Annotated in this window: 9 protein-coding genes; 2 read left to right on the top strand and 7 right to left on the bottom strand. The window is 44.5% G+C overall.

The genetic code is table 11. The features are described from left to right. Positions 1 to 133: 133 nt before the first annotated feature. The 7 genes from pstA to MSWHS_RS13390 form a co-directional block, all read right to left on the bottom strand. A complete protein-coding gene (pstA, locus tag MSWHS_RS13420; RefSeq protein ID WP_048129390.1) occupies positions 134 to 1,012 on the bottom strand; it encodes a phosphate ABC transporter permease PstA in 879 nt (292 codons plus the stop codon). 44 nt (positions 1,013 to 1,056) lie between these two features. Continuing rightward, entirely contained in the window at positions 1,057 to 1,947 is an 891-nt protein-coding gene (pstC, locus tag MSWHS_RS13415; RefSeq protein ID WP_048129392.1) for a phosphate ABC transporter permease subunit PstC, read from the bottom strand. Between the two features lie 28 nt (positions 1,948 to 1,975). Next, entirely contained in the window at positions 1,976 to 2,899 is a 924-nt protein-coding gene (locus tag MSWHS_RS13410; RefSeq protein ID WP_048129394.1) for a PstS family phosphate ABC transporter substrate-binding protein, read from the bottom strand. Positions 2,900 to 3,246: 347 nt separating this feature from the next. Continuing rightward, positions 3,247 to 3,708 (bottom strand): IS200/IS605 family transposase, encoded by a 462-nt coding sequence (gene tnpA / locus MSWHS_RS19510; protein WP_082088120.1) that lies wholly within the window; start codon positions 3,706 to 3,708, stop codon positions 3,247 to 3,249. A gap of 714 nt (positions 3,709 to 4,422) precedes the next feature. Further along, positions 4,423 to 7,269 (bottom strand): DNA-directed DNA polymerase, encoded by a 2,847-nt coding sequence (locus MSWHS_RS13400; protein ID WP_048129396.1) that lies wholly within the window; start codon positions 7,267 to 7,269, stop codon positions 4,423 to 4,425. Positions 7,270 to 7,381: 112 nt separating this feature from the next. Beyond that, a complete protein-coding gene (locus tag MSWHS_RS13395) occupies positions 7,382 to 9,502 on the bottom strand; it encodes a putative cobaltochelatase (protein WP_048129398.1) in 2,121 nt (706 codons plus the stop codon). Between the two features lie 20 nt (positions 9,503 to 9,522). After that, positions 9,523 to 11,217, bottom strand: a complete 1,695-nt coding sequence (locus tag MSWHS_RS13390; RefSeq protein ID WP_156148195.1) for an S-layer protein domain-containing protein — start codon at positions 11,215 to 11,217, stop codon at positions 9,523 to 9,525. A gap of 412 nt (positions 11,218 to 11,629) precedes the next feature. On the opposite strand from MSWHS_RS13390, the gene MSWHS_RS13385 reads away from it, so the two are divergent. Further along, a complete protein-coding gene (locus MSWHS_RS13385) occupies positions 11,630 to 12,223 on the top strand; it encodes a hypothetical protein (RefSeq protein WP_048129402.1) in 594 nt (197 codons plus the stop codon). A gap of 39 nt (positions 12,224 to 12,262) precedes the next feature. Beyond that, positions 12,263 to 13,768: a PQQ-binding-like beta-propeller repeat protein gene (locus MSWHS_RS13380; protein ID WP_048159178.1), complete on the top strand. Its 1,506-nt coding sequence runs from the start codon at positions 12,263 to 12,265 to the stop codon at positions 13,766 to 13,768.

Here is a 13,768-nt window from a genome sequence, read left to right as displayed (position 1 = left end):
AACTGAAAACCATAAACGGAAAAAACTTAACGGTATAAATCAGACAAACGTTGAAGAGTCCGTATGCACCTGATTTTATTCTCCAAGTACGTAAATCCTAATAAACACTGATACGTTATTAATAAAACTCAAATCAAATTTTCAATTTTTGCCTGTAATGCCTGCGGATTAGAACTGCTATGAGGTTCAAGCCCAGCACGATCGCCAACAGGACCATAGCCGTACCATACTGAAGGGGCCTGGTTTTGGCAATGTTTGTCCCGGCGGTGGCCAGCACGAAGAGGTGGTAGGGGAGAGCCATGAACTGGGAATAGATCGAGTCAGGCAGCCTTGGCAGGTAGTAAGCTGCACCTGTAAGAAGAATAGGAGCAGTTTCCCCTGCAACTCTTCCGATACTCAAGATGGAACCTGTAACAATTCCCGGGATGGCTGCCGGCAGCACCACATGCCTTATGGTCTGCCACTTGCTGATCCCAAGCGCAAGAGATGATTCCCTATATTCATTCGGAACTGTGATCAGAGCTTCCTGGCTGGAACGGATAATCACCGGAAGGATCAGGAGAGAAAGGGTGAGGGAAGCTGAAAATATAGAAGGACCAAAACCAAAGTACTTAACAAACATTGCAAGCCCGAAAAGCCCAAAAACCACAGATGGAGTTCCTGCAAGATTATTAACTGCCATTTCTATAATCCAGGTAGTCCTGGTTTCTCCTGCATACTCGTTGAGGTAGATGGCAGCCATAATCCCCATGGGAAGAGCCACCGCCATTGACCCTACTATAAGGGCTAAGGTACCCACAATTGCCGGATAGATCCCCCCCTGAGTCATCATCCGTCTGGGCATTTCAGTAAGGAACTCAATGCTAATTGCACTGTATCCATTAAAAACTATATATGCAAGAATTATCAGCACAAAGCTTGCAACTGTCAGAGCGGCAAGGCTGAGCATTGCAAAGGCAATTTTTTCACTTGTTTTTGCACTCAATCTGAAACTCAATCCACTGTGAATCATCCTCACCTTCTAATCGTCATTTATTTTTGCATTCAACCCCATGCTCAATCCACCTTGAACCTGTATCGCTTTTTAATTGAATCTGCAATCAGGTTAATCAGGAGCGTTATGATGAAAAGCACAGACCCTACTGCAAACAGGGCATGGAAGTGGGCACTTCCCTGAGGGACCTCACCCATCTCAAGTGCGATTGTGGCAGTCATTGTCCTCACGGGACCCAGAATACCTCCGGGAAAAGAAGGAATTATTGCAGTATTTCCGGTCACCATCATGACAGTCATTGTTTCTCCTATAGCCCTTCCCATGCCGAGCATTACGGCTGCTGAAATTCCGGAAAGGGCTGCAGGGACTATAACCCTGTATATAGTCTGCCATCTTGTAGCCCCAAGAGCAAGAGAACCCTGTTTCAGAGTGCTTGGAACAGAACTTATGGCATCCTCCGAAATAGTAATTATCGTGGGAAGCGCCATGATCCCGAGCATAATGGAGCCTGTGAAAGCAGATTGTCCCGTAGGCAGGTTGAAGGCACTCCGCACAAACGGGACCAGTACAACAAGCCCGAAGAACCCGAATACAACCGAAGGAATACCTGCCAGGATCTCGACAAAGGGCTTAAGGAAATCCGCAACCTTTGGGTGGGCAATTTCGGAAATATAGATAGCAGAAGCAATCCCCAGAGGCACAGCAAAAAGAATTGCTCCAGCGGTAACAAGAAGGGAACCAAAAAGCAGAGGCAATAACCCGAACTGCCTGTTTACGGATGTCGGATACCAGAACTTCCCTGTAAGGAAATCCAGAAGAGACGTGGCTTTAAAAAGAAGTAAACCGTCCCTGAATAAAAAGATGCATATAAGGAAAAGGATGACGACCGTAAGGGCGCTTACTGAAAAAAGCACCGATTCGATCGATTTTTCCTTATAATTTCGATCAAACATTTTATTCCCTTGAAATTGTTTTCCGATCTTACGAATTTATCGGGAAGTACCCGACTTCACTTACTATGCTCTGCCCATCTGCACTCATAACATAGTCTATGAATTCCTTTGTGAGGCCTGAAGGCTCCCCGTTGGTGTAAAAGTAGAGAGGTCTTGAAAGTGGGTATGCACCACTTATGATGTTGTCAGGACTTGGGGATTCAGAGCCGTTTCCACCATCAAGGCTCAGGGCCTGTACACTTTCATCGAGGTATGCTACACCTATGTATCCGATTGCACCTGGGTTCTGAGTGACCTCACTCACAATTCCACCGGTGGCAGGCTGGGTAAGAGCATCAACCCGGTATTCATCCCCGAACAACACGTCTTCCTTGAAGTATTCATAAGTTCCGGAACTGCTGTCTCTGGAGATTACGGCAATAGGCCTGTCATCTCCACCAACATCCTTCCAGTTGCTGATGCTCCCGTTATAGATGCCACGCAACTGGTCAAAGGTAAGTTCAGAAACAGGATTCTCGGGGTTTACAATCACTGAAATGCCGTCAATGGCAATAGTGTGCTCCACCGGATTGATGCCATTTGCTTTAGCAGCTTCGATTTCATCAGCTTTCATTTCTCTGGATACAGTAGCAATGTCAACCTCACCATCAATGAGCGCAGCAATCCCAACCCCGGATCCGCCCCCGGTAACTGTCACACTCTTATCAGGATATGCAATCATAAATTCTTCAGCTTCAGCCTGTGCGAGGGGGAGAACTGTGTCTGAACCTTTCAGAAAAATACCCTGTGCTTCGGTTACAGGGGCTTCGGCTGCAGGGGTTCCCTCAGAAGAGGTTTCCTGAACCGAAGAAGAGTCTTCACTATTTTCAGTTTCAGTACATCCAATTCCTATAAACACAAGCCCGATCACCATTATTGTCAGGATTGCATAAGTTTTTAATTTATTTACCATGTCACACATACTCCTTTATATAAATAATAATATATAAATAGATAAATAAATTATCTATATTTATCTAAGATGTTAAGATGTTTCCAGTACAATGCACTATAAAAAGAGAACAATATATAAAGATTCTCAACATATAACCTATTGTAGTATATACAAACAATAAACACCAATGAAACTATTAAACTATATAGAATTCACATAAAATATTTAATATAATGTCCAAAAAATATTAAAGGAAAAAGGACTGAGAGCATAAATAGAAGGATTGAGAAATCAAATTGCGTGCGGCCACCCCAACCTAAAGGATGGGGTATGCTGATGGGCCGCCCGCCCGGTTATTCTGGTACTTAGAAATCGTCAATTTTCCGTTGCCTAGACTTTAATCTATATGATTGAACCTCTGTTTTCGGTTTTCCCTGCGACTCCTTAATGTAGTGCTTGATTGTGTCAGCGGTTACATTTCCAACGGATCGATAGAATTTACCACTTGACCATAGACTTCCACCCCAATATCGTGTTCTCAGTTCAGGATGAAGCTTGAACAATCTGTAAGAACTACCTCCTTTCAAGTATTGAACCACCTCTGATAGAGAGGTGCTTGGGTGGAATTCCAGGAACAGGTGAACATGATTATCTACAACTTCCAGAGCATGGATTTTGTAGCCTTTCTCTGTGCAAATATTGTGGAATATAGACTCGCAATCCTTTTTAACTCGTTTATTGTAGAATATCTTGTATCGATACTTAGGCACCAACACGATGTGGTAGGTAATCTGACCATAGCCATGGCTAAAACTGCGCAATTCCAACGCTTATCACATCCTAGCCATAGGTAGCTGGAACCACCTGTGGCTATGGTGTCAAAAAACCTCATTTTACAAAAAAACGATGATTGATACAGTTTAAGCGAATACAAAACAGCCAGCGAGGGTTCACTTCATCCCCGACCTGAAGGTCAGGGTATTCGTGACCCTCTGCACTCCCATAGTAATAAAAATGGAAGGGAATAATACAAATTAATTTTGAGGAGCAAACGAATTGATGACCCCTGATTAATTAGTTGATCTATTTCGGAATCCAGGAAGAAATCTTTCAGTCTTCTCCCCCTGAGCCGCACGGCGCCTGGGTCCGCCTGTCAGCCAGATAGATAATTTCCTTTCCCCCGCAAACCTCTTTTCAAATTACAGGCAAATATAAGTACCTCCACAAGCCTGTCTGGTTGATCTTCAAAAAAGGAAGGAATTAAAAAAGAGATATTGAAAAATAGTGTTTTTTCAGGGGTTGCTTTTGATAGCTGAGTTCTTTTCTTTGTTTTTTGTAAGATCGCTCTCCTTCGTCGAGCGTAACAAGAAGGACCAAACATGGAGAATTACGGTTGTGCAGGCCATAAATATTTTTAAGTGGTCCTCTTGAGCACAGAGAAAGGGACCTCGTGCTGTTACGATTACATCGCAACTCCCAGAAAATCTACGATTTCCTGTGATCCCGAAGTGAAACTCGGGTACCGAAGCGCAATTCAGGTGTCAGAAATCAAACAGGGAACGCTGTTCTGCACGCCCGTTCTCCAGGCACTGGGTTTTCTCTTCCTGTACCATCCCTTCGTTCTCTTTTTGGGAAGATACTTTTTCTTTTTCCTGCATTTTTACTTCAGGTTTCTTAACCTCAGGTTTCTTAACTTCAGGTTTCTTAACTTCAGGTATCTTAACTTCAAAATCAAAGAGACCCTTCTGCTTTACGTCAAAGTCAAGAGATGATATTTTGACCCCAAAGACTTCCAGAATACGTTCAACAGGAGGCAATATCTGTTTCTTGACATAATAATCAACGTCTATAGGCACATTGAATTCGCGAACATAGTCCGGGTCTTCGGCACGGTCTACAAAGAGGCCTTTTCCTGCAGTGATGACAAAAGGAATCCTTGTCCCTATTGAAGGCATAACCCCGGTCCTTCTCTTCAGATTTTCCGCGACTGTCAGATGAGGCTGTTTGTTTTTATAGCTATCTGTTTTTCGGGTAAGGGTCCGGGTCAGGACAAGCTTTTCAATAAGTTTGGCATCTTTCCCCAGGTCAAGGTTTCTGACATCACTGACCACGTTACGGACATATTCTACAGCCTGATCAACATCACCCTCTATAAGCACAAGCTCAAGAACCCTGTTAAGGGTCATTGAAGTCAGTTCGCACCAGTCTCTGCGCACGGTTTCCATGCCTTTGACCTTGATTTTGTTTTCCCAGCCTGAATTTTTGGGCTCAAAAAGCCAGAGTGCATAGCGCTTCTTTGCAATGAGAAGAGCACGTTTTGCAACAGATTCAAACTCGAGCTCCATCGGGTCAGGCAGAGAAGCCGAAACAATCTCTGAAAGCCTGTTCCCTACGAGACTGATCTCTTCAAGGGAGATATCCCCTCCGGACCTGCAGTGCACAAAAACACTGTCTGTATCCCCGTAAGCAACTGACAGTTCAACTATTCTGTCCTGGGAGGAAAGTTCCCCTGCTTCTTCAAGAAGCAAAGCTGCCGGTTTTCGGAGGACGATTTTTCCTATAGTATTATTGATAAGGTCCCGTGTATTCAGGATATTACTTCTTCCAAAACTGGTAACAGCATTTGCAAGCGGCAGGCTGTAAAGCCTTGCCCGGGCATATCCGGAATAACCGTAAAAACTGTTCAGCAGGATTTTCAGGGCAAGCTGGGTGGCATCAAGCACACGATACTCGTTTTCATCCAGGGCCCGTTTCATCCTTTTCTTTGTTTCTCCTCTCTGGTTAAGCAAGTCTTCAAGAATGGAAGGCACAATACCCCTGTATACCTCAGGAGGAACGAATTCTCCCCCCGAAGGAGGCTTAATAGTTTCCCCATCAGGCCAGTCCCGGGTCACAACAGTTGTGTAACACAGATTGTGAGCCATCATGATGGTCGGATAGAGAGACTTGTAGTCAAGAATCAACACGTTTTCCAGAAGGCCCTTCTTCGGCTCCAGCACCTCTCCGCCCTTCAGGTCCGAACTCATATCATACCTTTTAGCCGAAAGCTCATCCCTTGGCTTTGGAAGAATAACCCTGTCCTTCCGACCGAATTCTCGGAGAAGAAGAGTCTCAACCATGGAAGTTTGACCCCCGTCAACAATCTCCTGGAGCAGGCTCCCGCTTACCTGGGCAAGAGCGATGTATTTATCAAGGAGCCTCAGCTCGAGGACAAGCTCCAGGGCAAGCTCGGAGTCCCTGCGTGAATAATCAACAAATTTTCGGAATTTATCCCCTGAGTCATTCCAGTGCTCTTCCATCTCCAGCGGAGCAACATCAAGTTTTTCACGGTTCAGAAGTTCTTTTGAGACGACTCTCAGGGTATACTGTTTCAGGCTGAAAGCTCTCCTTACAAGAGGAAGGGCATCCACAACCACCCTTCCTTTCATTTCCGTTCGAGTAATGAGCCCGAACCTTCTATAACCTATCTGGCTGCCGTCCCTGCCAACAACCGAATTGATCACTTCTCCTTTTGCAGCCAGAGCTTTGACCCTGTCCGTGATATAAGGAATATCAAAGTCCTGGTGGTTATACCCTGCAACAATGTCAGGGTCATATTCGCAAATAATCTCGAAAAAACGATTCAACATCTCAGTTTCATCCCTACAGGGAATGACATCGCCGTCCATATCGGCAGCAGGTTTTGCCAGCAGAATAAGGGTCTTATGCCCTTTATATTCGGGCTCGAAAGAAAAGCTGATCATAATTATGGGAGAGACATCGGGAGAAGGCATCCCCCCGTCAAGGGGCAGGCACTCAATATCAAAAGAGAGGTACTTAAGAGGAGCAATGCTCAGGCTTTCAACTCTCTTTAGCTCGGATGCAAAGATTACAGAATCACATGCAAAGTTTTCGCAGCGAGAACTCCCTGCAGAACCTGTCTTTAGGTATCTGGTAGAGTCTACTGACTGTTCTTCTGTAGAAACCCAGACCATGCCCCCAAGGCCCCTGTCAATTAAAAAGCGGTTTCTGAAAAGAATATCACTTTCATAAACCTGCCAGTCATCTTTGGAGTTAAAAACATCCCGGACCTTCAGAATCTCGTTCCTCATCTCAGGCACATCTCTTGGCAGGTGGGTAGTAATCCTGAGCATTTCTTTTTTTGATTTCTGGTACCCTACAGGTTCGAACTTTTCGACAATTTCGACCTTTTTGACCTGCTCAAAAGTATCTTTTATAAGCCTTGCTACGGCATGCAGGTCTCCAGAAGCTTTGAGATAAAAGTAAGGCTCAAAATCCGGGACAAAGCAGCATACACTTTTTCCGTCCGCCCCCCTGCCAAAGAGGCGAATGACAGGACTGCTGTCATTGGTGATTTCGTAATCTGCATCCAAGATCTGAAAATCCATAGGCAAGGTTTACAGCTTTAGATAGACATATAGCTTTTGTTGTATTTTTGAGAAATAAAACCCTGTTTTGAAAAACCTTACCATATCCGAAAAATAGGCAATCTAAAAGGGCTCAAACTGAAAAATCGCCTGAAGGCAACCGAACATCAAACGGAGCTGAAGCTCGAACCGCATCGACTATAGAATCTGATTTTAAATTTTCAAGAGTCAGGTATGTGGCCCCAAGGGCTGTAGAAATCTGCTGTGCAAGCCCGAATTTGATCATGCTGTTTTCCGTGTCAATTACGGCAGCTTGTATACCTTCCTCCCTTAACCGGGAAGCAACTGTTTTTGTTTCCTGAAGAGGGGATTCCCCATTCATACTGACATTGGCCCTGCCGTCAGAGATAAGAACCATAAAAGGGCAGGTATCGGGGTCCCGCTGGAGTTCGGTTTTTATGACCTCATACCCTTTTACAAGGCCCCGTGAAAGAGGCGTCTTTCCCCCTGTAGGCATTTCCTGCAAATACTTTTGAGCCAGTTCTATACTGGAGGTCGGAGGCAGGAGCAGTTCCGCACTATCCCCTTTGAAAGCGATAAGCCCCACTTTGTCGCGTTTCTGGTAGGCGTCCATAAGCATTGAAAGAACTGCACCTTTGGAAGCAACCATACGCTGCCGGGCTCCCATGGAACCGCTTGCATCAACCACAAAGAGTACAAGGTTACCGATCTTTTTCTCCCGGATTTTTTCCCTGAAATCGGATTCATGGATTGCTACGGAATTGCCATTTTTTTCCCGCATAAGCTGGAAAGGAGCGGCTGCCCTCAGGGTGGCATCAAAAGCAAGGTCCGTGGTTTTTTTATGAGGAATGAAACTCTTTATATACCTGCCTTTTTTAGATCTGGTCAGGGTTTTGCTGCGCCTACCGGATCCGTTTCGCTGGTCTCTACGAAATTCAGGAGACAATTGTTTTACCTGATAGTTTTCCCCGATTTCAAAAGTAGTTTCCGAAGAAGCGTCCGGATGCTCTGCATTCTGGTCTCCGGATTCTTCCGGATGATGACCTTCAGCCTGTTTGTGCTGTTGATCCGGGTCTTCGTTCGGTTCTTTTTTTTGCTGCTCGGGTTTATCTTTCTCATTTCCACCCTCATTTTTCTGTTTTTCTTCCTGATTTTTCTGTTTTTCCTTCTGCTTTTCCTTCTGCTTTTCCTTCTGCTTTTCCTTATGTTTCTCAATGCTGTCGTCCAGTTTATCCTGTTTTTCGGGCTGATTATCAAAAGGCTTTCTGCGCATGCGGTGAGAAAGGGTAAGCCCCGCAGCCTCCCGGACATCTTCCTCGGTTACTTTGGTTCTTCCATAAAAAGCTGCAAGCGTGATTGAGGTCTTCATCATGGTGAGGTCTGCCCTGTGCCCGTCCACTCCCATGTCAATACAGATCTGGCTGATCAGTTCAAGCATGTCATCTGAAATCCTGACCTCGGGAAGCAACTGCTTTGCATTGAGGATCTGCCCGCAAAGCTTGGTTTCGGCAGCCTTCCAGTTTGCTGCAAAAGCTTCAGGGCCTGCCTCATAACTGAGCCTGTATTTTATAAGTTCAACTCTTCGGGACACGTCACTGATGCCCTTTATATCCACACATAAACCAAACCGGTCTAGCAATTGAGGCCGCAGTTCCCCTTCTTCCGGGTTCATGGTGCCCACAAGCACAAAGTTCGCAGGATGGGTGTAGGAGATCCCCTCTCTTTCAATAGTGTTTACCCCCATTGCTGCAGAATCAAGAAGCACGTCTACAAGGTGGTCATCGAGAAGGTTAATCTCATCCACATACAGGATACCCCTGTGAGCCATTGCAAGCACTCCGGGCTCAAAACGCTTTTCCCCTGTTTTGATGGCATGTTCAATATCAAGGGTCCCGACAACCCGGTCTTCGGTGGCACTTACAGGCAGGTCCGCAACTTTCATTTTTACCCGGGAAATTTTTAGAGCTCCTGCTTTTAGTTTTTCAAGGCATTTCTCACACAATTCGCTTCTATTATTTGGGTTGCATTTGAACTTGCAGCCTTCAACCACCTCAATTTCAGGCAAGAGGTTGGCAAGCGCCCGGACGGCGGTTGATTTGGCAGTTCCTTTTTCCCCCCTGATCAAAACTCCTCCCACTTTAGGGTTGATGAGATTTAAGATCAGGGCTTTTTTCATTTGTTCCTGCCCGACTATAGCGGTAAAAGGGTATGGAGTAATATTGTGGTTCCTCATGGTTTTGCCTCAAGAAGTTTTCAAATTCCGACCAGGTATTCTTCAATACTCATAGCGGGTATGGATACGGGAGTGGTGGAAGGAAGAATGGATTCCACATTTTCCACCCTGTTCATGTAAGGGTAAAAGGTCACATAGAGATTCCCTGAAGTCTTCTTTTCAAACCGGCCAATCCAGGTTTCTTCCATGACATTGATATCCGAACCGGACCAGACCACATGTTTATTTTCGAGCCTGAGTTTCGGATAGGTCTCAACAACAGTAAGCTCTCCGATCTCATCACCATAATTCAATTCCAGAGGGCTGTCAGAGAAATGCAAAAGATACTTCAGATTAACAGCAGAGAGCTCCTCGCCCTGTATGACGCTGTCAACATATACCGAAAAGAAGGGCACTTCAACCCCATTTAATTCCTTTGTGTAGAGGAGGGTGTGGGTACCCAAGTCTGCCGATTTGCCGGGAGAGATTATGCTTGAATACACCGGGAGGTTGTTCCTGAAAACAGTCAAGCAGGCACTATCCGAATTTAAATCGGTGACTTTCAGGGTATACCCTTCTTTCAGGTAATATTCTTCACCCGGATGGAGGAGTTTCTTATCTTCATCCAGAAGGATATTTACAATTCCCCGGTCACTCCCAAGATATGCACATTTTTCACCATTCCAGCCAAGCACGGAATATCCTTCATTAAACCATTCATCCCCGTAATCGCTCATCTCCGGGTTTTTATATGCTATTTTAACAGGCAGGGATTCGTAAACCAGGCCCCCTTCAGGAATCCAATCATTTCCAGCATCAAGGGAAAGTTCAAGGCTTTCAGTACTGAGATCGTACTCAGGGTCGTAAAAAAACATACCAAAAGAATCAGCCGTCCAGATGCAGGAATCCATAGAGGAATCCGAGCGGTTTACAGCCAGGGATGTACCCCTGATCTTATACGATTTGATAGTATCCTTAGTCATGTTGTAAGAACATGCCCGGTATACATTATCGGCAACCTGAAAATCGAGTAGGTCGTCAAGGATGGTAGTATAATCTCCTAACTGCAGCCTGATAGGCACGCTGTTTTTCAGCTCAATATATTTACTCGTGACCGCAGTGACTTCGAACTTGCCGTATTCATCTCCTTTTTCGAGCTTAAGAGGTGTATCTGAATAATGATTTACGCTTTTAAGGCGCACAACGGGATCCTTGCTGTCAAGAACCTTTTCCAGGGTCCCTTCTAGGATCACATATTCTGTGCCGTCGACCTCTGTCTTGAAACTAAATTTAGAGCCCTCTTCTACGGATTCCGCAGTAATGGGGACAGAATATTTCTGGAACTCAAGCAGGGCGTAGTTCCCGTTTATACCCTGAAGCACCAGTTTACAGCCGTTCCCGAGATCAAAATCATTCCCCTTTTGAAGATCCCGGCTTCCGTAACTCACCAGGCTTTCACTGAGCAGCCCATCCTCAAGGACCTTATATTTCTTCCCGAAAAAAGCAGTTGAACCGGAACTGATTTTTGAGGTATAGATGGCATCTCCTGTTTCAATAAAGCCATCCTCTGAAAAAGAAAGTTCCAATGATTCATAGTATGTTCCGGAAGTGGTTGAATAATAAAATCCGGGGCAGTTTTCTGCATTGAGAATGTGATGATCTCCTCCTGCAATACTTATGAGTTGTCCTCGCTGTTCAATAGCACATTCTGATGGGATAATAATACATAAAAACATAAATATAAAAAAAGATACACAAAATATTTGAAAAATATAATATCTATTACCAATATTAGTCATAAGAATTATGACAATAATAATACTAAATAATCCTTTTGTTTTTTAGATGCAGGAAAGAACTTTAATTTAGTGTAAAAACCCACAAACAAAATAAAATTTTGACTTATAGGGATTTTGCCTTTGAGTCATATATTTGAAATTTAAGCTATTGATATCGAAAATAAAATAAACATGATTCAAAAAATGATTGTTTACTGATTACTGCGAAAATTTAGAGTTAGTTATCGAAAACATAAATGTAAAAATCAGTACTAATAAGTAATCATAATGTGTAAAAAAGTATAACTATATTTGTAAAAGATAAATTTATTTCGAAATGTTTATTAACATCCAGGCATTGATTATTTTCATGCTTCCTGGAAAAAAGATCGTGCTGGGATTCATATTCCTGCTTTTTGCAGTTCTGGCAATATTGTATTTTCAAACAACGTCTGCTGAAAAGATAGTATACGAGGGAAATTTCGAAGATAACTGCAACCTTGAAGGAGACTTTCTTAGCTGCAAAGGCAACGAACTTTATCTTGATACTCAAACCCCTTTCCTGACCGGGGAAGGCATGTGGAATAAAAATGTAAGCCTGTCTCCGGGAAAAATTTCATGGAACTGGAATGGCGAAGACCTGGACAACTTCAGCCTGTGGTTAAAGATCACATTCAGCGACCATAAGTCAATTTATTATGTTACTGCAGGGAGCATGAATCCGCAATCAGAAGGGAATTATTACCGGGATCAGGAAAAAAGGCGGCGCTTTTCCCCTTCCGTTGTAATCGCAGGAATTCCCCTGAGTTATGTTGAAAGAGACCTCGTTGAAGATTATACCAAGTACTGCGGCCCTGCTGAAAATATTAAGGTCGTAAGCGTGAGTGCAGGGCTTGGAGATAACAGTACCCGGTGCAGGAATGTGTTGAAAATATCAGACCTGAAGATCTACGGCCAAGCATAAAAGGAATTAAAGGAGCCTGAAAACCAGAGAGGACTGAAAATGAAAAAGAATATTGTTGTATTGGTGCTCATTTTTTTAATTGTATTTTCAGTCGGTTCGGGATGCATATCTTCCGATGTAATGTCTTCCGCAAATACGTCTTCAGATGAAGCTGATGAAAACCCAGGAAAGAGTGCAGGCAGTGAGCCTAACCAGGAAAATATAACGCCTTATAAAAAATCCTCCCCCTACCTTTACTGGGAATATGAACTTGGAGATGTGACCCCTGAAAATATCCTGGTCGGAAGATCGAGCATCCAGGACTGTGTAAGTTTTGCCCCGGAGGGGAAATCCGTGGCTGTCGGAACAGGCTCGAACCTTACAGTTATTGACATGCCGGAAAAAAATGTGCTCTGGGAAAAGGCCCTCAAAGGAAACATTTCATATATAGCATTCTCAAAAGACGGAAAGTACCTGCTTGCGGGGGAGAGGGGTGCTGATGGTTATATATACTCCCTGGATGCCAGCACAGGAGACGAAATCCGGGTATACAGAACTGCCGATGATCTGGGGACAAGTACCAATCCAAAATACCAGCCCTGCATATACCGAATAACGGCTGCAGAGAATGCTGTGTACATTGCGGCAGGCAGATACTGGAAAGATTCCGGATACGGGCTGGCTTCAAGAGTTTACAGGTTCAGCTCCGATGGCACTCTCTTATGGAAACTTCCGGCGGTAGAAAATTACGCCCGGAGTGTGAACTGGATTGATTCAAGCCAGGACGGAAAAAATGTAGTATTTTCAACAGGAGACTGGACAAATTCCCTTGAAACAGATGCAGTCGTCTACTCTGTGGATGAAAACGGAAAGCTCCGCTGGAAATACGAAATTCCTGCCCTCAGACCTTATTTTGTTTCTGCAGCCATCTGGCACGGGCTTGATGTTTCGGAAGACGGGTCCCTGATAACGGCCTATACAGGAGACGGGAGAAAATACCTCTTTTCTGACTTAGAGATGAAAGAGCCAGGAGACAGAGAGTCCGAGTGGTACTCCGAAGAATATCAGTCCAATGTGACAGTTCCGGAGGAACTTGAAGGAAGTATCATCTACACTTATGGTGAAAATGCAAAAATCGCTGCCAAAAATGAGGTACTTTACCTCACCGGAGCCACACTTCCCGCATATTATCCCGATAAAATCCCCATGGCACACCCCCTTGAAAATTCACTCGTATCATGTAATGCAGAAACAGGAGAAGTTTCCTGGACTTATAACCTGGGAGGGCGCTGTGCAGGAATCTTCTTCTCTCCGGATATGAGGTTCTTTATCCTGCCAGTCGGCAAAGATACGTCCGCGGGCAATACTCAGGTCCACGGGGTCCATGCCTTTGATAACCAGAAATCCGGAAATGGAAATTCAAAGCTGCTCTGGACCTTCAATACCGAAGGGGTTGTTGTGGATGCTGTGATTTCTTCGGACTGCACCGTAGCCGCAGTTGAAGTCCCTCTGCAGCTCAAAAATGGGGATGTAACCGGAAAACACAGATTAATAATTGTCAGGTGA

It is taken from the genome of Methanosarcina sp. WWM596, assembly GCF_000969965.1.
Lineage (GTDB): Archaea > Halobacteriota > Methanosarcinia > Methanosarcinales > Methanosarcinaceae > Methanosarcina.
The sequence above is the reverse complement of the archived record's forward strand: the minus strand, read 5'-3'. Positions and strand labels throughout refer to the sequence as shown.